The 26,995-nt window shown below is 44.7% G+C and carries 19 protein-coding genes; 1 reads left to right on the top strand and 18 read right to left on the bottom strand.

Annotated features, from left to right (window positions below; all coding sequences use genetic code 11):
* Positions 1–7: 7 nt before the first annotated feature.
* Positions 8–3,766 (bottom strand): phosphoribosylformylglycinamidine synthase, encoded by a 3,759-nt coding sequence (locus PG418_RS02395; protein WP_156337623.1) that lies wholly within the window; start codon positions 3,764–3,766, stop codon positions 8–10.
* A 150-nt stretch (positions 3,767–3,916) separates the two neighbouring features.
* Positions 3,917–4,621: a TIGR01906 family membrane protein gene (locus PG418_RS02390; protein ID WP_498837000.1), complete on the bottom strand. Its 705-nt coding sequence runs from the start codon at positions 4,619–4,621 to the stop codon at positions 3,917–3,919.
* Positions 4,622–4,749: 128 nt separating this feature from the next.
* Here PG418_RS02390 and PG418_RS02385 point away from each other — a divergent pair, with 128 nt between their 5' ends.
* Complete coding sequence (locus PG418_RS02385; protein ID WP_008374739.1) at positions 4,750–5,628, top strand: LysR family transcriptional regulator; 879 nt, start codon at positions 4,750–4,752, stop codon at positions 5,626–5,628.
* Between the two features lie 8 nt (positions 5,629–5,636).
* On the opposite strand, the gene PG418_RS02380 is transcribed toward PG418_RS02385, so the two are convergent.
* The 16 genes from PG418_RS02380 to PG418_RS02305 form a co-directional block, all read right to left on the bottom strand.
* Positions 5,637–8,009: an ATP-dependent DNA helicase gene (locus PG418_RS02380; RefSeq protein WP_498836999.1), complete on the bottom strand. Its 2,373-nt coding sequence runs from the start codon at positions 8,007–8,009 to the stop codon at positions 5,637–5,639.
* Positions 8,010–8,165: 156 nt separating this feature from the next.
* Complete coding sequence (locus PG418_RS02375) at positions 8,166–9,002, bottom strand: P-loop NTPase (RefSeq protein WP_498836998.1); 837 nt, start codon at positions 9,000–9,002, stop codon at positions 8,166–8,168.
* A 36-nt stretch (positions 9,003–9,038) separates the two neighbouring features.
* A complete protein-coding gene (locus tag PG418_RS02370) occupies positions 9,039–9,416 on the bottom strand; it encodes a RidA family protein (protein WP_008374733.1) in 378 nt (125 codons plus the stop codon).
* An 84-nt stretch (positions 9,417–9,500) separates the two neighbouring features.
* Positions 9,501–10,865 (bottom strand): MATE family efflux transporter, encoded by a 1,365-nt coding sequence (locus PG418_RS02365; RefSeq protein ID WP_227084508.1) that lies wholly within the window; start codon positions 10,863–10,865, stop codon positions 9,501–9,503.
* Between the two features lies 1 nt (position 10,866).
* On the bottom strand, positions 10,867–12,051 hold the full coding sequence (locus PG418_RS02360) for an iron-containing alcohol dehydrogenase (RefSeq protein WP_498836997.1): 1,185 nt from the start codon (positions 12,049–12,051) through the stop codon (positions 10,867–10,869).
* A gap of 74 nt (positions 12,052–12,125) precedes the next feature.
* A complete protein-coding gene (locus tag PG418_RS02355) occupies positions 12,126–12,674 on the bottom strand; it encodes a DUF6465 family protein (protein WP_070097332.1) in 549 nt (182 codons plus the stop codon).
* A 350-nt stretch (positions 12,675–13,024) separates the two neighbouring features.
* Complete coding sequence (gene dnaJ / locus PG418_RS02350) at positions 13,025–14,212, bottom strand: molecular chaperone DnaJ (protein ID WP_008374725.1); 1,188 nt, start codon at positions 14,210–14,212, stop codon at positions 13,025–13,027.
* 218 nt (positions 14,213–14,430) lie between these two features.
* Positions 14,431–16,305 (bottom strand): molecular chaperone DnaK, encoded by a 1,875-nt coding sequence (dnaK, locus tag PG418_RS02345; RefSeq protein ID WP_008374721.1) that lies wholly within the window; start codon positions 16,303–16,305, stop codon positions 14,431–14,433.
* A gap of 88 nt (positions 16,306–16,393) precedes the next feature.
* A complete protein-coding gene (gene grpE, locus PG418_RS02340) occupies positions 16,394–17,041 on the bottom strand; it encodes a nucleotide exchange factor GrpE (protein ID WP_498837080.1) in 648 nt (215 codons plus the stop codon).
* Positions 17,042–17,077: 36 nt separating this feature from the next.
* Positions 17,078–18,139 (bottom strand): heat-inducible transcriptional repressor HrcA, encoded by a 1,062-nt coding sequence (hrcA, locus tag PG418_RS02335; protein WP_022220707.1) that lies wholly within the window; start codon positions 18,137–18,139, stop codon positions 17,078–17,080.
* Positions 18,140–19,028: 889 nt separating this feature from the next.
* On the bottom strand, positions 19,029–19,475 hold the full coding sequence (locus PG418_RS02330; RefSeq protein ID WP_498836996.1) for an RrF2 family transcriptional regulator: 447 nt from the start codon (positions 19,473–19,475) through the stop codon (positions 19,029–19,031).
* Between the two features lie 3 nt (positions 19,476–19,478).
* Positions 19,479–20,411, bottom strand: a complete 933-nt coding sequence (gene cysK, locus PG418_RS02325; protein ID WP_055157569.1) for a cysteine synthase A — start codon at positions 20,409–20,411, stop codon at positions 19,479–19,481.
* Between the two features lie 114 nt (positions 20,412–20,525).
* On the bottom strand, positions 20,526–21,713 hold the full coding sequence (gene hemW / locus PG418_RS02320; protein WP_498836995.1) for a radical SAM family heme chaperone HemW: 1,188 nt from the start codon (positions 21,711–21,713) through the stop codon (positions 20,526–20,528).
* A gap of 209 nt (positions 21,714–21,922) precedes the next feature.
* A complete protein-coding gene (lepA, locus tag PG418_RS02315) occupies positions 21,923–23,734 on the bottom strand; it encodes a translation elongation factor 4 (protein WP_008374702.1) in 1,812 nt (603 codons plus the stop codon).
* A 38-nt stretch (positions 23,735–23,772) separates the two neighbouring features.
* A complete protein-coding gene (gene holA / locus PG418_RS02310) occupies positions 23,773–24,762 on the bottom strand; it encodes a DNA polymerase III subunit delta (RefSeq protein ID WP_175305892.1) in 990 nt (329 codons plus the stop codon).
* The gene (locus PG418_RS02305; protein WP_498836994.1) at positions 24,759–26,993 is read right to left on the bottom strand and encodes a DNA internalization-related competence protein ComEC/Rec2; all 2,235 of its coding nucleotides are present in this window, start codon (positions 26,991–26,993) and stop codon (positions 24,759–24,761) included. The genes holA and PG418_RS02305 overlap by 4 nt, the downstream gene beginning before the upstream one ends.
* Between the last annotated feature and the right edge of the window lie 2 nt (positions 26,994–26,995).

The raw sequence follows: 26,995 nt of genomic DNA, 5'->3' as shown, positions 1-26,995 counted from the left end.
TCCCGTCTTATTTGAAATATTTCACACCGGATTCAAAGATCTTCATATCCTGTTCACCATAAATATTGATTGCCACGGAATCTGCACGACGTTCTGAATGTGCCATCTTACCAAGCACACGGCCATCCGGACTTGTGATACCTTCAATTGCGCGATAAGAGCCATTGACGTTCCATTCTTCGTCCATAGATACATTTCCGTCAAGGTCACAGTACTGTGTTGCAACCTGTCCGTTTGCAAAGAGCTTGTCAAGCCATTCTTCACTTGCAACAAAACGTCCCTCTCCGTGGGATGCCGGATTGGTATAAACTCCGCCAAGCTCTGCCCCCTGCAGCCATGGTGACTTGTTGGTAACAACTTTCGTGTAAACCATCTTGGAAATATGGCGTCCGATGGTATTGTAGGTCAGTGTCGGAGAATCCGGTGTCTGTCCCACAACTTCTCCGTAAGGAACCAGACCAAGTTTAACCAGTGTCTGGAATCCGTTACAGATACCAAGTACAAGACCATCTCTTTCGTTCAGAAGTTTTTCTACTGCTTCTTTGAGTTTTGCATTCTGGAATGCAGTTGCAAAGAATTTTGCTGAACCATCTGGTTCGTCACCAGCTGAGAATCCGCCTGGGAACATGATGATCTGGGATTTTGCAATTTCTTTTTCAAATGTATTCACAGAATCTACGATATCTGCTGCATCCATGTTACGGAATACTTTTGTGATGACCTTTGCACCTGCTCTTTCAAATGCTTTTGCACTGTCATACTCACAGTTTGTTCCCGGGAATACCGGAATAAATACAGTCGGCTGTGCAATCTTGTGTCCGCAGATCACAATGTCTTTTGTATCATACAGCGGAGATTCTACCTTTTCGTCAGAAGCTTCGTCAGATACCGTACGGAATACCTGTTCCAGAGTTCCTGTCCATGCATCTTCTGCTTCTTTCAGTGTGATTTCTGTATTTCCAAATGCGAATTTCGCATCATCTGTCACTTCACCGATCACAGTGTAAGAAATGGAGAGTTCTCCAACCTTGTCTGCCGGAACTTCTGCTACGATGTCACCGAATGCAGGTGCAAAAAGTTCTCTTGCATCCATGCTGTGTTCGATCTTCACACCCATTCCGTTACCGAATGCCATCTTACTGACAGCCGCGATCACTCCATGACGGTCAAGTGCGTAAGCCGATACGATCTTTCCGTTGTGGATATCATCAGCGAACTTACCGTACTGATCCATTACCTGTTCATATACCGGAAGCTCATATTCATCTTTTTCAATCTTCATCCATACAAGTTTATTACCTGCTTTTTTCAGTTCCGGAGTAATGATATCTCCTTCTTTGGCAATGTCAACTGCAAAGGATACCAGTGTCGGCGGTACATCGATATGTTCAAATGTTCCGGACATGCTGTCCTTTCCTCCGATTGACGGAAGTCCGTAAGCAATCTGTGCCTTATATGCACCAAGCAGTGCTGCAAATGGCTGACTCCATCTTTCCGGATCCTCTGTCATTCTGCGGAAATATTCCTGGAATGTAAAACGGATCTTGCTGTAATCTCCACCACAAGCCACGATCTTAGCCATAGACTCTGTGACAGCATAGACAGCTCCGTGATACGGACTCCAGCTTGACAGATACGGATCAAATCCATAACTCATCATCGTAACGGTATCGCATTTACCATGCATAACCGGAAGCTTTGCAACCATACTCTGCGTCTCTGTCATCTGGTATTTTCCACCGTGAGGCATGAAAACCGAGCCTGCTCCGATGGATCCGTCGAACATCTCAACCAGACCTTTCTGCGAGCATACATTCAGATCTTTCAGAGTATCCAGCCATTTTTCTTTTACATCGCCAACCTCAACCTGTTTCTTAAGGATGGTATCTTCTCTTGAAGGAATATCAACTTTAACCGTTGTCTCCTGGTGTGCACCGTTGGTGTTCAGGAAGGCACGGGAAATATTTACAATCTCTTTTCCTCTCCATGAAAGAACAAGTCTCGGATCTTCGGTAACAACTGCAACCTTTACCGCCTCCAGATTCTCTTCTTTTGCATAGCCAAGGAATTCATCTACATCCTTCGGATCTACCACAACAGCCATACGCTCCTGGGATTCAGAAATTGCAATCTCTGTTCCGTCAAGACCTGCATATTTTTTCGGTACTTTGTCCAGATTGATCTGAAGACCATCTGCAAGTTCTCCGATTGCAACAGATACTCCGCCTGCTCCGAAGTCATTACACTTCTTGATCAGCTTGCTGACTTCTTCTCTGCGGAACATTCTCTGGATTTTACGTTCGGTCGGCGCATTACCCTTCTGAACCTCAGCTCCACATGTCTCGATGGATTCTTCGGTATGAACTTTGGAAGAACCGGTTGCTCCACCACAGCCATCACGTCCGGTACGTCCGCCAAGAAGAATGATGATATCTCCCGGATCCGAATTTTCACGGATAACTGCACGTCTCGGAGCAGCACCCATAACCGCACCGATCTCCATTCTCTTTGCCACATAATCCGGATGATAGATCTCTTTTACCAGTCCGGTTGCAAGTCCGATCTGATTACCATATGAGCTGTATCCATGTGCTGCACTACGCACCAGTTTCTTCTGCGGCAGTTTTCCTTTCATCGTCTCTTTTACAGATACGGTCGGATCTGCTGCACCGGTTACACGCATTGCCTGGTATACATAAGTACGTCCTGACAGCGGGTCACGGATTGCTCCACCAAGGCAGGTAGCTGCACCACCAAATGGTTCGATCTCGGTCGGATGGTTGTGCGTCTCGTTCTTGAAGTTGACAAGCCACTCTTCTTCCACACCATCTACTTCAACCGGGACAACGATACTGCAGGCATTGATCTCATCGGATTCTTCCTGATCCTGAAGTTTGCCTTCTTTTTTCAGCTTCCGCATTGCCATCAGTGCAAGATCCATCAGGCATACAAATTTGTCTTCGCGTCCTTTAAAGATCTCACTGTGTGTCTGAAGGTATTCTTTATAAGTATCTTCCATCGGCTTTCTGTAATCGCCATCACCGAAGGATACTTCTGTAAGTTCTGTTGAGAATGTAGTATGACGGCAGTGGTCAGACCAGTAAGTATCCAGAACACGGATCTCTGTCATAGATGGATCTCTGTGTTCCTCCCCTTTGAAATAATTCTGGATGTGCTGGAAATCCTTGAATGTCATAGCAAGTCCAAGAGAACTGTATAACTCTTTCAGTTCCGCTTCCGGCATATCTTTGAATCCGTCAAAAATCTTTACATCTGCAGGTTCCTCGAATTTCGTAACCAGTGTCTCCGGTTTTTCAAGTCCTGTCTCTCTGGAATCCACCGGGTTGATGCAGTGTGCCTTGATAGCTTCCATCTCTTCTTCGCTGATCTCACCTTCGATCACATAAGTGGTTGCTGTCTTGATAACCGGCAGCTCATCCTCTTTGATAAACTGTACGCACTGAACAGCAGAATCTGCTCTCTGGTCAAACTGTCCAGGAAGAAATTCTACAGAAAAAATGTGGTCACTTTCTTCGCGCGGGAAGTCCTCTCTGTAAAGCACATCTACCGGTGGTTCTGCAAACACACCGTTGCATGCTCTTTCAAATGTTGCATCAGAAAGATTTTCCACATCATAGCGGATCAGTACACGTACATTCTTCACCGTCTTAATTCCAAGATAACTCTTCACCTCATGGCGAAGTTCTTTAGCCTGTACTGCAAATTCTGGTTTTTTCTCCACATATACACGTTTTACGCCCATAATTTCCTCCATTAGCTTTGGTAGTAATATTGAAACCGCATGCCTTGATCCGGCATAACGGCAGTTTCCTCGATTTTTATTTTACCACATCATCTTTTATAAGTACAATAAATATAACTAAATCTTTTTATAAGTATATCTTATTTATTACAATTACCGTGAATCGCATCTCTTATTTATCTTTTTCTGGACAATACTACAGACAAAAGATACGATTAAAAACACAGCAAAAATACTTCCGATCCTCATCACCATATCATAGAAAAAGCCCTCCGGAAGCATCCGGATCATATAGTCTTCTGCCGGATCAAGGATCCATAAGTTATTGTTAAAGAAAATATGATGAAAGATCACGAAATATTTGTTAAAGTCTCTTGAAAACAGAAATCCTGCTACCGCGGTAAGTGCCAGAAATACCGCCAGCACCCGCTGATACATCTGCGGGATCAGCCTCTTCCAGTCTGCTTTCATAAGCACAAGTGCCGCCATTGAAAAAAGCAGTACGATGATCGCTCCCCTCCGGATTGCAAGTCCGCCAAGAAAAAGCCCCTGCACATCTGCCATATGAAGCCGGTCCTTCTCATTGAAAAAATCCTGTATATTTCCTTCCACTTCCGTCTCAATACTCAGTTTCTTCTCGTTGCCCCGCAAATAAGACATCATGAATTTTGTCACCTTCATAATATCCGGCATCTCCATATAAAGTTCATCCGCTACCTTATATTTTTCATATTCTTTTTCATAAAAATTCCAGTCTCCGTATGCACCGATCTCAAAACTGCTGATCAGCAGGATCACAATCAGTGAAATACTCGGCAAAATCGCCAGGATTTTATGCATCCATTTCTTTTTTGCCATCCTTTTTCTCCTTCTCTTTTTTGTCTATAGTTTAGCAACCCTGTCTTCATTTGTCAAAAATGGTTTTCTCTTGAAATTTTATTTTTTATCACTTATAATACTAATAGGTTTTATAAGGAGGACTAATAATGGATATCAACTATGAATTATATAAAGTATTTTATTATGTTGCAGACACGCTCAGCTTTTCTGAGGCTTCCAAGCAGCTCTTTATTTCACAGTCCGCTGTCAGCCAGTCCATTAAAGCACTGGAAAAGAAACTGGATCAGGTTCTTTTCATCCGAAGCACAAAAAAAGTTCAGCTCACCCCGGAAGGCGAGATCCTTCTGCGTCATATCGAACCGGCGATCAATCTGATCAAGCGCGGGGAATCCCAGATCATGGAAACAGCCTCTACCGGCGGTCAGATCCGCATCGGTGCCAGCGACACCATCTGCCGGTATTTTCTGGTCCCTTATCTGGAACGTTTCCACAAAGCTTTCCCTAACGCACATATAAAAGTGACCAATGCCACTTCGATCAAGTGTACGGAACTTCTTGAGAACGGTCAGGTAGATCTCATTGTCGCTAACTATCCGAACGTTTACCTTGGCAGTCTTGCCTCCTTCCGAAAGATCCGTGATTTTCACGATGTCTTTATCGCAAACCAGTCCTTTGCGGAACTGCAGGGGAAAAAGCTTTCCCTCAAAGAACTGCAGCGTTATCCGATCATCATGCTGGACAGAAAAAGTACAACCAGTGAATTTCTGCATTCTCTCTTCCAGCAGCATCAGTTGGATCTAGTTCCTGAAATCGAGCTGAGCAGCAACGATCTTCTGATCGATCTCGCACGGATCGGACTTGGCATCGCTTTTATTCCGGACTACTGCGTACCAAAGAATTCCGACCAACTCTTTGTCGTCCAGACCGAAGAACAACTTCCAAAGCGTCAGCTGGTTGCCGCATGGAACGGACATGTTCCGGTTTCCCGCGCGACACAGGCATTTCTGGATTACTTTAATGCATAAAAAGTTTCTTAATTATCCGTCTGTTTTTCCCAGAACAGACGGATTTTTTCTTCCACAATGTCTAACCGGCATCTTTCACAGTCCGCCCATTCTTTCGGGAAAATCTCTTTCCCCTTCTCCCTCTGAAAACGCTCATCCAGAAGAAGTATCACTCCGCGGTCATCCTCTGTGCGGATCACCCTTCCTGCCGCCTGCAAAACCTTGTTCATCCCCGGATACCGGTAAGCATAGTCAAATCCGTAAAGTCCCTTCTGGTCAAAATAGCTTTTCAGGATTTCCCGCTCATTGCACACCTGCGGCAGCCCTGTTCCGATGATCAGTGTCCCGATCAGCTTCTCATTTGTCAGATCGATTCCTTCCGAGAAAATCCCGCCAAGAACTCCAAAACCGATCAGACTTTTCTCTCTTCCCATTTCAAATGCACGCAGGAAATTTTCCCGTTCTTCTTCATCCATGCGCTTCTGCTGAACAACCAGTTCCATCTCTTCTTCATCTGATGCAAGAAGCTGTGTAAATTCCTGATACACATCTTCCATAAACCGGTAAGACGGGAAAAAGATCAGATAATTCCCCATTTTTGCTTTCACTACCCGGAAAATGTATGTCGCATATCGTTGATACATTTCCCTGGAACGCATGGTGTAACGGGTACTCACATCCACACCATTCATAAGCAGTCTCTTCTTTGTATCAAACGAAGAATCAATGTAGACCGCATAGTTGTCTTTTTCCGTACTCAGAAGTCTTTTGTAATACTGGATTGGCAGAAGTGTTGCCGAAAAGAATACAGCACTGTTCCCCTTATCCAGACATTTTTGCAGATTTGCCGCCGGGTTAACACAAAACAACTTCAGAACAAATCTTCCATTCTCCTGATACTCCGTATAGACGACATAGTTCTCATCCAACCCATCATATATATTCAGGAAAGACCTCACTTGAAAATAAAAGTCCAATACGGTTTCCCGGACTTCTTTATCCACACATTCCTCGAGATACCGGTCTGTCTCAGATAGTACATTCATAAGCTGGATTCCAAAATGCGAAATATTGTCCAGCACCTTATAGTTTTCACACTCTTTTTTCATTGCCAGAAGAATCTTATTGCATGCCTCCAGTCTTTTTGCAAACCGCGGTGCTTCTCCCTTTACCAGTTTCTTCACCGCAAGAAAGTCCTCCTTGCATAACTCTGCACTGTACATCTGCCGTCCACGTTCTACCAGATTGTGTGCCTCATCGATCAGAAACAAATATCCTCCAGCGCCACCTTCTGCAAAGAAACGCCTGAGCCGGGCATCCGGGTCAAACACATAATTATAATCGCAGATCACACCATCCACCCAGGTCGACACATCCAGTGCCATTTCAAATGGACAGACCTTATGCTTTCTTGCCTGCGCTTCCAACACTTCCCGGCTCATCACATCTTCCTGCATCAAAAGCTCATAGACCGCGTCATTTACCCGGTCAAAATGCCCTTTGGCATATGGGCAGTCATCCGGATTGCAGCTTGTCTCCTCACAGAAACAGATTTTTTCTTTTGCCGTTAAAGTGATTACCTTGAACTTCAGATTCTGTTCCCGTAAGGTTTCGAATGCCTGCTCCGCCACCGTCCGGGTGATTGTCTTTGCCGTCAGATAAAAAATCTTCTCACCCAGTTCTTCTCCAACCGCTTTCACTGCCGGAAATACTGTTGAAATCGTCTTCCCCACTCCGGTTGGTGCCTGGATGAACAACTTTTTCTTCCGAAGAATCGTCCGGTAAACAGATACCGCAAGATCTCTCTGCCCTTTACGATATGGAAACGGAAATTCAATCCCTTTAATAGATGCATTTCTTGCCTTTCTCCATTCAATCTGGAACTTTGCCCATTTTTTATACTGTCGAATAACTTCATCGAACCAGACTTTCAGTTCGTTACTCTGATAAGAATACTGAAACCTTTTCACCTCTTCCGTCTCCATCTGGCAATAGGTCATCTGTACCCCGATCTCATCCACCTCTTCCTGTTCTGCTACCATGCTGGCATAACATTTTGCCTGTGCCAGATGAATGCCTGCCGGCTCCTGCACCCGGTCAAGTTCCCGCAGAACACCCTTGATCTCATCTACCATGACCTGCTCTTTTGTATGAATCAGTCCGTCGGCACGTCCTTCTATTTTCAAAGTAAACCCATCACAGACGATCTCTGTCTTAAGAGGTACCTCCGCCTGATAATCCGATCCCATCTGTCTCTGGATCTTCCGGTGAATCCGACTTCCCATCTGCATATTCTCCGGATCTTGTCCGCCTCCTGTTCGATTGTCAATATCCCCTTCTCTTAAAATAAACTCCACAAGGTTTCGCACCGAAATCCGGATCACCGGGAGATTCTCATCCATGTTCTTTCTGCCTCCGCTTTTTGCTACCTGTTATCATACCATAAACACATGTTCCTTGCCAATTGTATCCGTCCTGTCATGATATGGCTTTTCACATTTTCCGTGCCTCTATAGCTAAAAAGCCCCGGCGATCATCACCTCGCCGGAGCTTTCTTCTTAATTGAACTTGTCAATGATGTTTTTAAGATACTGGTTGTCTGCCTCATAGAACTTCTCCTGTTCTACAATCTCGGCAAATTTCGGATCGATCGGCATCTTTCCGAGTACTTCTACCCCAAGTTTTTCTGCAATCTCGTCAATGTGGCTTTCCCCAAATACAGATATTTTCTTTCCACAGTCCGGACATTCCAGATAACTGTAGTTTTCCACCAGTCCGAGAACCGGTATGTTCATCTTCTTTGCCATATTGTAAGCTTTCTCTACGATCATCTGTACCAGATCCTGCGGAGAAGTCACGATCACAACGCCGTCTACCGGAAGTGACTGGAATACCGTAAGAGGAACATCCCCTGTTCCCGGTGGCATATCAACAAATAAGAAATCCAGATCTCCCCACATTACATCAGTCCAGAACTGAGTTACTACTCCCGCGATCACCGGTCCTCTCCAGATGACAGGATCTGATTCGTGTTCCAGAAGCAGATTGACCGACATGATCTTCGTGCCGTCTTTTGCAACGCACGGGAACATCCCCGCCTCGCTTCCGACTGCACTTCCATGCACTCCATACATCTTCGGGATAGATGGTCCTGTGATATCCGCATCCAGAATACCAACCGAATATCCCTGCTGTACCATCATACGTGCAAAAGATGCTGTCACCATTGATTTGCCGACTCCACCTTTACCGCTGACTACTCCAATTACTTTTTTTACCTGTGAATACGGATTTGCCGGTGCTTTCAGATCTTTCTTCGCACTGCTGCATGAACCCGCATGTGCACAGGAAGAACATGATTCCGGCGAACATCCGCTGTTTTGCTCTTCTGCCATAACGCCAAACCTCCTAATTTTTAGGATTTATAAATCCTATTCTTCTACTACTGCGATCACTTCAATTTCGCAAAGAAGATTCTTTGGAAGTGTCTTCACAGCAACACAGCTTCTGGCTGGTTTTGATGTGAAATATTTTGCATAAACTTCGTTAAATGCAGCGAAGTCTCCCATATCAGCAAGGAAACAAGTCGTCTTTAATACTTTATCAAAAGAAGTTCCTGCTTCTTCAAGGATCGCTCCGATATTCTTGCATACCTGATCAGCCTGTCCTTCGATGGTATCTGCTTCTACGGTGTCAGTAGCCGGATTGATCGCAATCTGTCCTGCTGAATAAAGGATTCCCCCGTGTACATATCCCTGGGAATATGGTCCAAGTGCTTTTGGTGCTTTTTCTGTTGATACTAATTTCATGTTATAAATCTCCTTTTCAAATATATTCTTTCTCTAGCATATCACATCTGCCTCAAAATTCCAAATTTATTTTCGCATACAATGTTATGCCAGCTCTGCTTTTTCTCTCGTCACATTCTGAATCCATTTATAGCTTCGGTAGCGCATGACTGTGATCGGTACTTTGATCACCTCATCACTCATCAGAAGGATATAAACAACCTGCACCGGCGCATGAAAGACAAAGGCAGCGATCATACCCAGCAGAATAGAGCATCCCCACATGGTAGACACATCCAGGATCAGACCAAACCTGGTATCTCCTCCTGCCCGGAATACACCCACCACAAGGGTCGTATTGATCGCCTGGCAGAGTGTAAAGTAAGACATAACAAAAAACATAAAATAAAGATACCCCTGCGCTTCCTGTGAGAGTGTCATCACATGATTTGCAATCGGAGCAGCTATCAGAATGATGCCGCCTCCTACCGCACCGGTAATAATACTCAGCCACAAAAATCTTTTTCCATACTCTTTTGCCAGATGAAACTCTTTTGCACCGATGGTCTTACCAAGATAAATGGCAGTCGCATTGGATACACCAAAGGCAACCACCGTTGCCAGCTGTCTTGCAACCTGAGCAACAGAATTTGCTGCCACCGCAGCACTTCCCAGATGACCGATCACTGCTGTATTCGCAGTAGAACCAAGTCCCCACATCATTTCATTCAAGATCACCGGACTCGCATATATCAGAAAGTCTTTTAGAAGCACCTTGTCGATCTTACGCATATAGACCGGGTGAAATCTAACATCATGGTTTTTTACTTTTGCATACCAGATTACAATGATAAGTTCTACGATCCTTGCTGTCAGAGTTCCGATTGCCGCACCCATAATTCCCATCTTCGGTAAACCAAATAAGCCAAAAATAAGAAGCGCATTTACCAGGACATTACAAATTAGTGACGCGCTGTAAACAACCGTTGCGATCACAACCTGCTCGATACTCCGCATAATGTAAAGATAGACCTGCGTTGCCGCCATCAGGACATAGGAAAGCGCCACGATCCGCAAATATTTCACACCTTCTGCGATCACGGCCGGGTCACTGGTATAGATATGAAGCAGCACTTCCGGAATGATTTCCGCAACAATGGTAAAAAGAGCTGCACAGCTGACACCGATGGTCATTCCCATTCCAAGGATTTTTTCAATCGTCTGTGTATCTTTCTTTCCCCAGTACTGTGCAGTCAAAACCGTTGCACCTGATGTTGTACCAAAAAGGATCAGTGTCATGACAAACTGTATCTGCCCTGCAAGGGATGCACCAGAAAGAACTTTTTCGCTGACTCTTCCAAGCATCAGCACGTCTGCTGCCGTCACTCCCACATTGATCAGATTCTGAAGTGCCATTGGGATTACAAGTGCGAACACTTGTCTGTAAAATTTTCTCTTATTTATTTCCATCTTATTTTCCTGCTGCTTTCCGGAAAATCTGGTATACATCTTCGGCAGTAAGTTCTTTGATTTTTGAAAGTTTTACAGTATCATTTAATGTCGCCGCCATAGCAAGTTCCCGCAGATCTTCCTCTGATACTTCTCCGATCTCCAGTTCCTTTAAATTTGTCGGCATATGAATCTCACGGAAATATTCTACCGTCCGGCGAATTCCCTCTTTTGCGGCTTTCGCCACATCTTCTTCCTCTACGCCCCATACTTTTTTTGCGTAATGCGCAAATCTTTCTTCATCGTTTTTATAGACATATTCTGCCCAGGATCCCCAGACAGCTGAAAGGGTTGCACCATGCGCCTTATCATATTTTGCACCAAGTGCATGTCCGAGCTTATGTACAGAAAAATCTTTTGCTCTTCCGAGACCTGTCAGACCATTATGTGAAAGACTTCCTGCCCACATGATTTCGCTCATGGCATCGTAGTCTGTCGGATTCTCCAGACCTTTCTTTCCATTTTCAATCACAACCCGCAGAACTCCCTCTGCAATCTCATCTGTCATCTGATTTCTCGTATTCGGAATAAAATAACGTTCCAGCGTATGCATCATGATATCTACGACTCCACATGCAATCTGATATTTTGGAAGCGTATAGGTAAGAACCGGATTCATAATCGCAAACTTCGGGCGGTTCAGGCTAGTGCTGATTCCTCCCTTTTTCTTTGTTTCTTCGTTTGTCAGAACTGCGGAATCGCTTGTTTCACTTCCTGCTGCCGCAATCGTAAGTACGCATCCTACCGGTGTCGATCTGGTAAGTATGATTTCACCTCCCCAGATTTCCTCCAGAGACCAGTCCGGGTTTGCCACACCATGGGCGATCGCCTTTGCTGTATCAATAGAACTTCCACCGCCTACTGCAAGAAGAAAATCCGCACCAAACTCAATTGCTTTCTCAACGCCTTCCTGTGCATATGCCATCCGGGGATTTGGCTTTACTCCGCCAAATTCCTCATAAGCAAGTCCTTCTTTTTCCAGTGCTTCTTCTACCTGCGCAAGAAGTCCGCTTTTCTTTACACTTCCACCGCCATATACGATAAATACACGGCTTCCACCCCATTTCTTAACTTCTTTCCCAACTTCTGCCTGTGTGTTTTCTCCAAACAGGATTTCTGTCGGGGTATACTGTATAAATTTTTGCATTTTACCTCTCTCCTTAAAAAAATCCGAACCGTTCAATAAAGATTGCGGTTCGGACTAAATCTTTCAGTCTTATCTTATAACCATACTTTTCCGGTATGTTCGCCATTGATTACATAGTATACTGCATAATCTTCCGGTTTTACATAAAGCTCAATACTCTTGATCTCGGAAATTTTATGTTTCTGTTTTGTCCAGTCTTTTTTTACTGAAGCAATCATATCTTTTGTGTTTACTTCTTTTTCACCATACTGAAGAACAACTTCTGTTTTGATTTCTTTCTTTGCCGCAGATTTTTTTGCTGTTGTTTTTGGTGCTGCTTTCTTTACTTCTTTTGTAACTTTCTCTGCAGTTTTCTTCACTTCTTTTGCAGCTTTTTCAGCTGTTTCTTCTACTGTTTTTTTCACTTCTCCTGCAGCTTTTTTTACCTCCTGCGCTTTCTTTTCAACAGTAGCCTTTACTTCTTTCGGCTGTGCTTCTTTTTTAGCAGTTTCTTTTACTTCTTCTACTTTTTCGCTGACTTTATCTTCTGCTGCTTTAACTGCTGTTTTTACTTCTTCTTTAGTTTCTGCCGCTGCCTTTACCTCTGCTGCCTTTGTTTCTTTTATCTGTTTTTTCAGTGCCATATTGGTTTGCCCTCCTTAACCGCTAAGCCTTACTATTTTAAATCCGCAAAACTGACAATACGCTGTGTTATCATTTGCTCTTTGACATTATAGCATACTAAATGAAAAAAGTCACATTTTTTCATTTAATTTTACTTGCCTCCGTGTTATACTATAAAAAGACGAGAAAAGGAGGTACGTGTTATGGGTATTTTAGTAGCACTGATCGGTGTAGCAATCATCGCCGCTGTCGTTGTTGCTTCTTTCACTGCCGTTCTCGGAGGTGTCATCGGAGGAGAACTGGAAGACGAAGAAGAATAAAAAAGGTGGCTGTGAAAAATTCAATCGAGTTTTTCACGGCCACCTTTTTATTATTCTTCAAATGTTTCTTTTAACTTATCCATGAACCCTTTTTTCTTAGCTTTACCCTTCGATTCAGAAGCCGGCTCTTCCTGGTTCAGTGTATTTCCTGTCAACTGATCAAAATGTCTAAGCACTTCTTTGGCTTCCGGACTTAATTTTTCCGGGGTCTGAATAACCAGCGTCACATAATGATCACCTCTGACCTGAGGATTTCTCAAAGAAGGTACCCCTTTTCCTTTCAGGCGTACTTTTGTATCAGTCTTAGTTCCCGGTTTTACGGTATAGATCACATCACCATCAACCGTCTTGATTCGCACATCACCACCAAGTGCTGCCTGCGCAAACGAAATTGGTGCAGTTGAGAAAATATGAACATCCTGTCTCTGGAAGATTGGATGTCTGGAAACCGTAACTTCTACCAGAAGGTCTCCCCTCGGTCCGCCATTCACACCCGGTTCACCTTTCTCACGGATTCTTACGCTCTGACCATTGTCAATACCTGCCGGGATTGTGACTTTGATCTTCTTGCGGCTTGAAGTATAGCCTGTTCCACCACAGTCCGGACATTTCTCACGAATGATCTTACCCGTTCCATGACAGTCCGGACAGGTCTGCACATTCTGCACCGTTCCGAAGAACGACTGTGATGTATAAACAACCTGACCTTTTCCACCACATTTTGAACAGGTCTCCGGACTTGTTCCCGGTTTTGCTCCTGTTCCGTTACACTTTGTACATGGATCTTTCAGAACGATATCCAGTTCCTTCTCGCATCCAAAAATTGCTTCCTCAAATGTAATCCGGACACCTTTACGGATATTGGCGCCTTTCATCGGACCATTGTTCGCACGTCCGCCTCTTCTGCCACCGCCAAACAGATCACCGAAGATATCACCAAAAATATCACCAAAGTCTGCCCCGTTAAAATCAAAACCGCCATATCCACCGGCTCCGCCTGCACCGCCTTCAAACGCTGCATGACCAAACTGATCGTACTGACGCCGTTTGTCTGCATCACTCAGAACAGCATAGGCTTCAGAAGCCTCCTTGAACTTCTTTTCGGCTTCTGCATCTCCTGGATTCATATCCGGGTGATATTTTTTCGCCAAAGCTCTGTATGCTTTTTTCAGAGTCGCATCATCCGCATCTCGTGATACGCCCAGGATCTCATAATAATCCCTTTTTGCCTCTGCCATAATCCTACCTCACTTAGATATTTCTCAAAGTATTTTAATACAGAATGTACCCTGGCACATTCTCATGCCCGCGCCGGCTCTCTGCAACATCTTCTTTGCACATGCAGTTCACCTAACCGGAGGCTTTTTATGTCATAAAAAACTATTTTTATTTATGATACATGAAATCTGCAAGACGGTATAATGCCGCCTTGCAGTTTCTCATCTTATCTTACGGATTAAACTTCTTTGTAATCTCCGTCAACTACGTCATCTCCGTTAAATCCTTCCGGAGCCGGTCCTGCTTCTGGTGCAGGTCCAGCCTGTGGTCCTGCCTGACCAGCCTGTGCGCCTGCCTGTTCGTAAACCTTTGTGAACAGTTTCTGAGCGCTTTCCATCAGTTTTTCTTTTCCTGCTTTGATTTCTGCAACCTGAGCATCTGTAAGTTCTTCTGTATTCGCTTTCGCAAGCAGATCTTTCAGAGCCTGTACGTCAGCTTCTACTGCTGCTTTGTCTGCTGCATCGATCTTATCTCCAACTTCGCCAAGTGCTTTTTCTGTCTGGAATACCATAGCGTCGGCATCGTTCTTAGCATCGATTGCTTCTTTACGTTTCTTATCCTGAGCTTCAAATTCAGCAGCTTCTTTTACAGCTTTGTCGATATCTGCATCAGACATATTAGATCCTGCTGTAATTGTGATGTGCTGTTCTTTTCCTGTTCCCAGATCTTTTGCAGATACATTTACGATACCGTTTGCATCAATATCGAATGTAACTTCGATCTGTGGGATTCCACGTGGAGCCGGCGGAATTCCATCCAGTCTGAACTGTCCGAGGGACTTGTTATCTCTTGCAAACTGTCTTTCACCCTGTACAACATTGATATCAACGGCTGTCTGGTTATCAGCTGCTGTAGAGAAGATCTGGCTCTTCTTTGTCGGGATTGTTGTGTTTCTCTCGATCAGTCTTGTAGCTACACCACCCATTGTTTCGATAGAAAGTGAAAGTGGAGTTACATCAAGAAGAAGGATGTCGCCTGCACCTGCATCTCCTGCAAGCTTACCACCCTGGATAGAAGCACCAAGTGCTACACATTCATCCGGGTTAAGAGATTTGCTTGGTTCTTTTCCTGTCAGACGTTTTACTTCTTCCTGAACTGCCGGGATACGTGTAGATCCACCAACAAGAAGTACCTGACCTAAGTCTGCTGCTGTAAGTCCTGCATCAGAAAGTGCACGTCTTACCGGTTCCTGTGTCTTTTCTACAAGGTCACGGGTCAGTTCATCGAATTTAGCTCTTGTAAGAGTCATATCAAAATGCTTCGGTCCTTCAGCTGTTGCTGTGATGAACGGAAGGTTGATGTTTGTTGTTGTTGCAGAAGAAAGTTCTTTCTTTGCTTTTTCAGCTGCTTCTTTCAGTCTCTGAAGTGCCATTCTGTCTGTTGACAGGTCTACGCCTTCTTTTGCCTTGAAATCTGCAAGCATATAATCTGTGATCTTCTGGTCGAAGTCATCTCCACCAAGTCTGTTGTTACCAGCTGTAGAAAGAACTTCGATAACGCCGTCACCGATCTCGATAACAGATACATCAAATGTACCACCGCCAAGGTCGTATACCATGATCTTCTGTTCTTTTTCATTGTCAAGTCCATATGCAAGAGCTGCTGCTGTAGGCTCGTTGATAATACGTTTTACATCAAGACCTGCAATCTTACCTGCATCTTTTGTAGCCTGACGCTGAGCATCGTTGAAGTAAGCCGGAACAGTGATAACTGCTTCCGTAACTTTTTCTCCAAGATATCCTTCTGCATCTGCTTTCAATTTCTGGAGGATCATAGCTGAAATTTCCTGTGGAGAATATTTCTTTCCATCGATGTCTACTTTATGATCTGTACCCATCTCACGCTTGATAGACGAGATTGTCTTTTCTGCATTTGTTACTGCCTGACGTTTTGCAGGTTCACCTACAAGACGTTCTCCTGTCTTTGTAAATGCTACTACAGATGGTGTAGTTCTTGCTCCTTCTGTATTTGCGATTACGACCGGCTGTCCACCTTCCATAACCGCTACACAACTGTTTGTTGTACCTAAGTCAATACCAATGATTTTGCCCATTATGAAGACCTCCTGTTAATATTATAAAAATTGTATTTTGCTTTGTTATTTATATAAAGTGTATCGTAAATGCGGTACACGGTATATCTTAGTTTGCTACCTTTACCATGCTGTGTCTTACGACTGAGTCACGGTACATATATCCTTTCTGGAATTCCTCGGCTACTACATTTTCACCAAGTTCTTCATCCTCCACATGCATCACTGCATTGTGGAAATTCGGATCGAATTCCTGACCAACTGCTTCGATCGGTTTTACTCCGATTCCTTCCAGTGTGCTCATCATTTGTTTATAGATCTTATCCATTCCATCTACGAACGGATCATCTTTCTTTTCTTCCGGTACGGACTGAAGTCCGCGTTCAAAGTTGTCTACAATCGGAAGAATTTTTTCTACAACATCTTTGGCTCCGATCTCATACATCGCTGACTTTTCTTTTTCAGTACGCTTTCTGTAATTATCGAACTCAGCCATGTGTCTCGTAAGTTTGTCTGTCAGATCTGCGATCTGCTCATCCTTTTTATCTTTTTTATTCTTCTTTTCAAACAGCTTCTTTTTCTTTGGTTCTTCAGCATCTTCGGAATTCGTCTCTTTACCAACAGCTTCTTCCTCTGTTGCTTCGGTTTCTTCCGCGTCTTCCGGTTCCTGCCCTTTTGCCTCCTGCTCTTCGGCTTCTGCCTCCGCAGCTTTCTTTGCTTCTTCCACTGCTTCTTTTACCATTTCTTCATTACTCATCTTTTTATCCAATGGTTCTTCCACCTTTCTTACTTCTTATTCGAGCTTTTTCGGCTCATCCCTGTGGAATATGTCATCCAGCTCTGCCATCAGTGTCTTAAGCGTCTTCATGACATGTTCATAATCCATTCGCTTCGGTCCGATGATTCCGATGGTTCCCTGCATGCCCTCACCCAACTCATATGTTGCTGTGACTACGCTGCAGTCTTTCATGTTCTCCACATTCGATTCATCTCCGATGTATACCTGGATGTCTCTGTCTTCACCGCCGTTTGCCATTGACTTTGTTACCAGAGCGGCAAGCTGCTGCTTTTCTTCAAAAGCACTGATGATCTCCTGTGCGCTCTGCTTATCACTAAGCTCCGGATACTTGAAAATATTCGTCGCGCCACTGGTGTAAATCTCCATGTCGTCATCCAGCTGGATCACATTCGCTACTGCATCCAGGACACTGCTCATCACACCACTGTGGATCCCTGCCTGTTCTTTCAGTCTTGCGATCACTCCCAGATTGATCTGCTCTAGTGAAGTTCCGTTCAGCGAAGTATTCAGAAGCATATTCAGCTTCAATAGTGCTTCATTGCTGAGCGGCTCATCCAGTGTCACGATCTGGTTCTTTACAATGTTGCCTTCCATCACAATCACAACGATCAGCTGATGGTCATCAACCTGCGAAAGCTGGATAAATTTTAATTTGTTCCCGTTGTAAGTCGGAGTCGAAATCATCGTCGCATAATTCGTGTTGTTCGCAAGAACCTTTGCAACCTGCTTCAGAAGTTCTTCCATCTTGTCAGCCTTCTCAAGCATCTGACCTTTGATTTCGGTAATCTCCTGTTCTTTCTGGCTCATCAGCATATCCACATACCATCTGTAACCTTTATCCGACGGAATCCTTCCTGCTGATGTGTGAGGCTGCATGATATAACCAAGCTCTTCGAGATCTGCCATCTCATTCCGGATCGTTGCCGAACTTAAATTCAGATCCGTATACTTGGAAATCGTTCTGGATCCCACAGGCTCTCCGGTCTCAAGATAGTTCTTAATGATTGCATGTAAGATCTTCGTCTTCCGCTCATTAAGTTCCTGTATGGCTTCCATATGCTACCTCCTTTTTGTTATTAGCACTCGTTATGTCTGAGTGCTAACATTTTCTACGCTTATAAATGTACCACTTACTATTCACTTTGTCAACAGGGTTTATGATTTTTTTATTTTTAGTCCGGTTCCACCCGGATATGCTGTCGGATTCCAATTCAATCGGCAAACCATTCCGATGAGCCTCTGAAAGCGAACATTATGTCAGCAAAGGCTTCCATAATGTTCTGAGTCTCATCTCCATTGCCTCAAATGAATTGGAATCCGACAGCATATCCGGGTGGAACCTCACTCAAGCCTATAATAATCGACTTGATTTGGGCGCTTACAGGACATACTATAAAGGATTTACTTGCTTTTTTAACAATACTGTATTGCGTGGGGCGGGACTTAATGGCTGCGCCATTTTCGTCCGCAAATATTGGGATCGGACTGTTTGAAGATGATGTATTTTCTACTTCCTGGGATTAGGCTGTTTTGAGATGATGCATTTTCTACTTTCTGGGAGCTCCACACTTCCACTTAAACAACAACTGGCTGGAGCAACCGGTTTTTTCCGCACATCATCAAACTGGGGCGTCCCGTCTGTATGTTTTCTGTCTTCCAGGAAGAGGGTGGGGAGTTTGGGAGGAAAGGGGGCGGGGCGACCAGGCAGAAAAGAAGGGATTCCAATTCATTTGAGGCAATGTAGATGAGACTTAAATCATTGTGGAAGCCATTGCTGACACAATGATTGTTTTCGGAGGCTCATCGGAATGATTTGCCGATTGAATCGGAATCCCTTCTTTTCTGCCTGAATCGCCTGCTCCCTTCCTCCCAAACTCCCCACTCGACCGTCAAACCAAAAAATACACACCTCAGCCTCCCGGTCTGATGGTGTGCATTTCTTCTATTATATATAGTACATGTCTTGACTGTATTCACTGTATTCCTGATATTTTTGTTCGAGGTCAGAGAGAAACAGATTCTCAAGGATATCCTGTAGTCCTCTGTTCAGACGTTCGATAACTTCACTCTGTACAGCCTGAGCCGCAGCTCTTCCGTTCTCGGCGCCTTCTACCTCCTCTTCTTCGATGAGATAATCACCTTCCAGCGCACGTAATATTTCCGCAACCGAAATCTTTGTGGCAGGCTTCGCCAACAGGTATCCCCCCTGCGGTCCTTTCACACTTTTGATGATTCCGGCTTTTCTGAGTGCCGCAAATACCTGTTCCAGATACTGCGGTGAAATACTGTTACGCTCTGCAATTGCTGCAAGTGCAACATGGGATTCTTTCGAGTATACGGACAGGTCGATCAGTGCCCGAAGTCCGTATCTGCTTTTCTTTGAAAAATTCATATTCTACTCCGTGAAGAGCGGTGTGGAGTAATATCTGTCTCCGGTATCCGGAAGCAGTGCCACAATCGTCTTTCCTTTGTTTTCCGGACGTTTTGCAAGTTCGATCGCTCCATAAAGTGCGGCTCCCGAAGAAATTCCTACCAGGATTCCCTCTTTCTTTGCAAGCAGCTTTCCTGTTGCAAAAGCGTCATCATTTTCTACAGTAAATATTTCATCATATACAGTTGTGTTGAGTACGTCCGGTACAAATCCTGCTCCGATTCCCTGAATCTTGTGAGGACCACCTTTTCCTGTAGAAAGTACCGGTGAGCTTGCAGGCTCCAATGCAACGATCTTCACATCCGGATTCTGGGATTTCAGATATTCGCCGACACCGGTCAGTGTTCCACCTGTACCAACACCTGCGATAAACAGATCTACTTCTCCGTCTGTATCCTTCCAGATCTCTGGTCCGGTTGTCTTTCTGTGTACTTCCGGATTAGCCGGATTAACAAACTGTCCAGGAATATAGCTGCCCGGGATCTCTTTTGCAAGTTCATCTGCTTTTTCAATCGCACCCTTCATTCCCTTTGCGCCTTCTGTCAGAACAATCTCTGCTCCGTATGCTTTCAGGATGTTTCTTCTTTCTACACTCATTGTCTCCGGCATAGTAAGAATGATACGGTATCCTTTGACTGCTGCAATCGATGCAAGACCGATTCCCGTATTTCCCGAAGTAGGCTCAATGATAACAGAACCTTCTTTTAATAATCCTTTTTCCTCAGCATCCTCGATCATTGCTTTGGCAATTCTGTCTTTTACACTTCCAGCCGGGTTAAAATATTCCAGTTTCACAAGGATTCTTGCCTCTAATCCTAATTCTTCTTCAATATTTTTCACCTCTACAAGAGGAGTATTTCCAACAAGCTCTAAAGCACCATTATAAATTTTTGACATCGTAAGTTCTCCTTTCTTTCCTACTGTTTTGATAGGTTTAACTCGATGATGTCATTATATGCCTATAAAACCTATTTGTCAAGTATACTTTATATTTTTCTGATTTTCCAAATTTTACTCTTCCAGCAGAAACTCTACAAACACACTGTTGCTGACATCGATCCCCCGTTTTGTAAGCCATACTCTGTCATCATCTTGCTCAAGAAGCTTTAAGCTTTCCAGTTTGCAGATCGGTTCACCGTAAATATCCTCCAGACTTTTCCCAAAATACTCTGAAAATTCTTTTTTTGAGATTCCGTTCATTTTCCGCAGTCCAAGAAACATAAATTCCTCCATCTCCTCAGTTTCTGTCAGAAGCTCTGCCTGAAATTTGTTCCTGTAGGAATGTGCATACTCCTTTAACTGATCCGGGTTCGTGTAGCGGCTCATTTTTCCTTCCAGCTTCCTGCATTTTCCATTTCCAATCAGATCCCCGGGAACCAGAGATGCCGCACCAATTCCAAATCCCAGATACGGAATTCTCTCCCAATATCCCAGGTTGTGCCGGCAGGCATATCCCTCCTTAGCATAATTGGAAATCTCGTAACGGTGATATCCGTTCTTCTCCATCAGCGTTTCCGTATCCCAGTACATCTGACGCTCCGCATCCTCATCCGGAAGCTTTGGCCCTTCTTTTGCCTCGTCTTCTACATATTTTTTATAGAAAGTTGTTCCCTCTTCCAAGATCAGACTATATGCAGAAATATGCTCCGGGGAAAGTGCCATTACCTGCTCCAGTGTACGCCTCCAGCTTTCCACCGTCTGCCCCGGAATTGCCGAGATCAGGTCTACATTGATATTTGAAAAACCATTGGCTCTCGCCAGATGATATGCTTCCCGAAATTCTTCATAAGTATGGATTCTTCCAAGCAGACGAAGTTCCTCATCATTGACCGACTGCAGACCGATACTCAGACGGTTCACCCCTGCCTGTCTGTACTTTCGCAGTTTTTCTTCCGTTACCGTTCCCGGATTCATTTCCATAGTGATCTCTGCGTCCTCATCCAACGTAAATATTTCCCTGACCGTATCCATCAGCCGCCCAATCTGCTCACCGGTAAGAAGAGATGGGGTTCCGCCTCCGAAAAAAATGGAAATCACCCTGTAATTCTGCACTGTATCCGGACAGTTTCTGATCTCATCGACCAGCATTTTCACATATTCCTCTTTTTCCTTTTCTCCGGCCGGACCGGAAAGGAAATCACAATATGCACATTTTTTCACACAAAACGGAATATGAATATATAGTTCTAAAGGCTGCATCTGCTTTTCTCCTTTTCTGTGCAAAAGGCAGGAACCTTTCCCTCGGAAACCGCTCCTGCCTTTTTGTGTATACGATGAGCCAAGTACAGATTTGTGCTTGCACAAGAATCTGTCCTTGGCGAATGTACATCATCGAGCTGTTAAGCGAGATAGTGTACAAAGTATACGAATCGAGTAGGAGTCAGCCTGCTCGATTATCCTTTGTCTATCTATTTGTCGTCCAGTTTTAATACACTCATAAATGCCTTCTGTGGAATTTCTACATTTCCAACCTGGCGCATACGCTTCTTTCCTTCCTTCTGTTTTTCCAGAAGCTTCTTCTTACGGCTGATATCACCGCCGTAGCACTTGGCAAGTACGTCCTTACGCATGGCTCTTACTGTCTCACGGGCAATGATCTTGCTTCCCACAGCTGCCTGGATCGGAATTTCAAAAAGCTGTCTCGGAATCTCTTCTTTGAGCTTCTCACACATCTTTCTTCCTCTCTCATAAGCACTTCCCGCAAATACAATAAAGGAAAGAGCATCCACTTCTTCTTTGTTGATCAGGATGTCCAGCTTGACCAGATCAGATTTGACATAGCCGAGCATTTCATAATCAAAAGACGCATAACCGCGGGATCTGGATTTGAGCGCATCAAAGAAATCATAGATGATCTCATTCAGAGGCAGGTGGTATTTCAATACCGCTCTGGTCTCTTCGATGTATTCCATTCCCTGATATTCGCCACGTCTTTCCTGACACAGATCCATGATCGCACCGATAAATTCGGATGTCACCATAATCTCTGCTTTTACCATCGGCTCTTCCATAAAATCAATTTCTGACGGATCCGGAAGATTAGACGGATTGGTCAGGTCGATCACTTCTCCGTTGGTCTTGTGCACCTTGTAGATAACGCCCGGCGCAGTTGTCACCAGATCCAGATTGTATTCTCTTTCCAGTCTCTCCTGAATGATCTCCAGATGCAAAAGTCCAAGGAAACCACAGCGGAAACCAAATCCCAGCGCAAGAGAGGTCTCCGGTTCAAACTGAAGTGCCGCATCGTTGAGTTGCAGTTTTTCCAGTGCATCTCTCAGATCCGGGTATTTGGAGCTGTCTGCCGGATACATTCCGCAGTACACCATCGGGTTGACCTTTTTATATCCCGGAAGAGGCTCAGAACATGGATTTTCCGCACCTGTTACGGTATCACCCACACGGGTGTCCTTTACATTTTTCAGGCTGGCTGTAAAATATCCAACCATTCCTGCTGAAAGCTCATCGCAAGGGATAAACTGTCCGGCACCAAAATATCCAACCTCCACAACATCAGCAGTTGCACCTGTCGCCATCATATGAATCGGCATTCCTTTCGTGATACATCCTTCTTTGATACGGCAGAATACGATAACGCCTTTATACGGATCATAGAGAGAATCGAAAATCAGTGCCTGAAGCGGTGCATCTGGATCTCCTGTCGGAGAAGGGATCTTTGTCACGATCTGTTCCAGAACCTGATCTACATTAAGCCCTGTCTTTGCCGAGATCAGTGGTGCATCCTGCGCTTCAATTCCGATCACATCTTCAATCTCTTCGATCACACGCTGCGGCTCTGCGCTTGGAAGATCGATCTTGTTGATAACCGGCATGACATCCAGATCATGGTCCAGTGCCAGATATACATTTGCCAGTGTCTGCGCTTCTACGCCCTGTGCCGCATCAACGACCAGGATCGCTCCATCACAGGCTGCAAGACTCCGTGACACTTCATAGTTAAAGTCTACGTGTCCCGGAGTATCGATCAGGTTAAAGATATATTCCTCCCCATCCTTTGCCTTATAAACCGTGCGGACTGCCTGTGATTTGATTGTGATACCACGTTCTCTTTCCAGATCCATGTTATCCAGCACCTGTGCCTGCATCTCTCTGCTGGTCAGAAGACCTGTCTGTTCGATAATACGGTCCGCCAGTGTGGATTTTCCATGGTCAATATGTGCTATAATACAAAAATTCCGAATCTTTTTCTGATCCATATGCATATTTTCAGTCTCTCCTTTTTCTTCTTATCTATATCTGATTACTTTTCCCGTTTGCTACTGTACTGCACCAGAAAGAGTTCCACCGAGAGGATATCTCCCATCTTTCCGGTTTTTACATCTTCTTCCGTCTGTACACCGGCTTCTACGATCCCACGCAGCTCTTTCCTGGTAAATGCCTTCGCCTGTGCCCGGTACTTTCCTACCAGGAATGGCATGATTCCCACCTTGGCGGCAATCTCTTTTGGCGGAACCCCAGTACGGTCCATCTCTTTTACCTCCATCAGGATACGGAACTGTCTGGTCAGCAGGTAGAGGATCCGCATCGGCGGTTCCTTCAGTGTCAGAAGATCATAATAGTAATCCAGCGCTTTTTTCTGCTCTTTTGCTGCAACCGCATCTACCATATCAAAAATATGGTTTCCGATCTGCGTAGTACAGATTTCATCAATATCTGCTGCCGTAATCTCCGTGTGGTTCATGCAGTAACAGAATAATTTTTCCAGCTCCTGCCCGAGATTCTCCATGTCATTACCAGTCTTTGCAAGCAGATAGCGCACTGCTGCCTCCGACATCTGAAGCTTCTCTTTTTTCGCCATCCCAAGGATCCAGCGGATCAGTGTCTTTTCATCCTGCCGCTTCAGTTCTACAATATGACCTTTCTCCTTGATCACTTTGTAGAGCTTTCCTCTCTTATCCAGCTCTGATTCCACAAAGATCATATAAGTGGTCTCCGGCATGTTCTTCAGATATTCTGCCAGCTCCGGTGTCGCATTTTTCAGAAAACCGGTATTTTCCAGAACGATCAGCCTGCGCTCTGCAAAAAAAGGTAAGGTCTCGGCAAGGTCGATAATCTCCTTCGGGTTCGTGTTCTTTCCCTCAAAATAACGATAATTCATCGTGTCACCTTCCGGAACCATCGCTTTGACGAAACGGTTTTTATATAATTTTTTCAGATAAGCTTCTTCGCCGTACAGAAGATAAATCTGCTTAAACTGTCCTGTCTTTAAATCTTCATTCAAACTTTTCATGGACTTTGGATACCATATTCCCTTCCATCTGTATACATACTGACAGCACCTCTGTCTTTCGTATTATATAGGCTTACGCCCCATTTTGCAAGTCTTTCCAGTGTTTCCGCATGCGGATGTCCATAACGGTTTTCTTTTCCGGATGAACAGAATGCTGCCCGTGGTCGGATCACTTCCAGAAGCTCTTCGCCGGTCGCATTTCTTGATCCGTGGTGTCCGACTTTCAGCAGATCATAACACGCCGGAAGTTCTCCTTTTTCCCGGAGATTCTTTATTCTCTCTGCCAACAGCTCTTCTCCGGTATTTTCCAGATCTCCAGTAAAAAGCATGGTAATTTTTCCATATTGCAGGTGAAGTACCAGAGAATTTTCATTCCCATTTTCAGATGGCTCACCTTCTCCAGGCCAGAGACAACGCATCTTCAATTTTCCAGACATAAAAATAGTATCCATCTCCATTATCCGTACCTTCGTTCCTGCCTCTTCTGCCAGATTACATAATTTACTAAGCCTTTCATCCCAATATTTCTGTTCCGGAAAAATCAGATACTGGATTTCTACTCCATACTTTCTCCGTTCCAGAAGTTCTTCCACTGCATTTAAGTGATCCACATCCCCATGCGTCACCCACACATAATCCAGCCTCTTTACGCCCCGGAATTTTAAAAATGGTTCCAACCGGTATCTTCCTGCTGCATCTACCGAACTGCTTCCGCCGTCGATCAGGTAATTTTTTCCGTTTCCGTCCCGAAAGAAAAAACAGTCGCCCTGTCCCACATCCAGCATAGTCAGCTCCATCTGCCCTCGTTTCCACTTTGGGATCCCGAGCAGGATGAGCAAGATCCCAGCTGTCACAAGCTGTCTTACCACCTGTTTCCCGGTTTGTCTGCCCTCTTTCTTTTCCTTCCTTTTTCTCCACAAATAAAATAGAAGAACCCCATAATAACAGGCAATCTGCCAGGGCCGTGGTCTTCCCGGAATCCACCTTGCCCCCGGAAGTTCCAGGAGCAGACCGCTCCCTTTTTCATAAAAAAGCAAAATCCACTCTGTTATTTTCCAAAGTGCGCTCTGCATTATATCTCCTGCCCCACACGGAATCAGCATGACTGCCATCCCTGCACTCCCGCAAAGCAGAAGCACGGATGCCATCGGAATTACCAGAAGATTCCAGGCTGGCGCATACAGGCAGGTTTCATAATAGTGCCACAATGTAACTGGCAGCAGAAAAAACCAGAGCCTCACCGACATCCGGACACTGTCTGAAAATCTGCCTTTTTTATTTTCCGAACCAATCAGATAGATACCGAGAACCGCAGCAAAAGAAAGCTGGAACCCTGCCGTAAAAAGCCGCAACGGATTTGCCAGAAGCAAACCAATTTCCGCAATCCCAAGTGCCGTCAATCCATCGTATTCCCTTCCTGTCAGCTCTGCTCCCATCCGGATCAGAAACATGGTAAACGCCCGCAGTGCCGAAACACTCATTCCGGTCATCACCACATAGCTCCCAAGAAGCAGACTTCCCACTACACCGGCCTGTAAAATAGAAAATCCGGTTTTCCTAAGCCCCCGGTAAAGTCCGTTGCCCAAAAAAGAAATATGCAGACCGGATATGGCAAGCAGATGCCCGATCCCTGCCACCCGGTAAAGTTCTTTCACTTTCTCTTCTGTATAAAAAGAATCTCCCAGAAGAACCGCACACAAAATACCCCCTCGACGCTTTCCCATCTCTCTGCAGATCTCATCTGCGGTCCGGTTCCTAAACTGCCACAGCTTTTCCCGGAAGGAAGTCTTTTTCACCTGTTTTTCCAGAACCTTCCCTTTCCATAAGACTGCCTGGATATTCTGCTGCTTATAATAATTTTTCTGGTCAAAATTGCCCGGATTGGCCGCCGGATCAAAAAATCCCACATTGCCTTTAACCAGGATCCGCTGTCCGATTTCCGGACCATTTCCCTTTTCATCCAGATAGACAAGCATCCTCTCGTCAGCAACTGCTTTTCCATTCCCCATCTCTCTGATCTGTATTTTTTTCAGATACAGGATCAGTTTTTCTTCTTTTCTGGTTTTCTGATAAACCTCTCCTTCCACCATCACTTCTTCCGACTCTTTCCAGAGCTTCTCACACCTTGACACACCGAGTCTTCCAAAAATCTTTCCTCCCCCTGTCAGATACAGTACCAGAATCAGTCCTGCCAGAAGTATTCCGGCAAAACCAAGTCTTCGCTTGATCAACC

Source organism: Bariatricus sp. TF06-38A (assembly GCF_027690675.1).
Lineage (GTDB): Bacteria > Bacillota > Clostridia > Lachnospirales > Lachnospiraceae > Allocoprococcus > Allocoprococcus comes.
The sequence above is the reverse complement of the archived record's forward strand: the minus strand, read 5'-3'. Positions and strand labels throughout refer to the sequence as shown.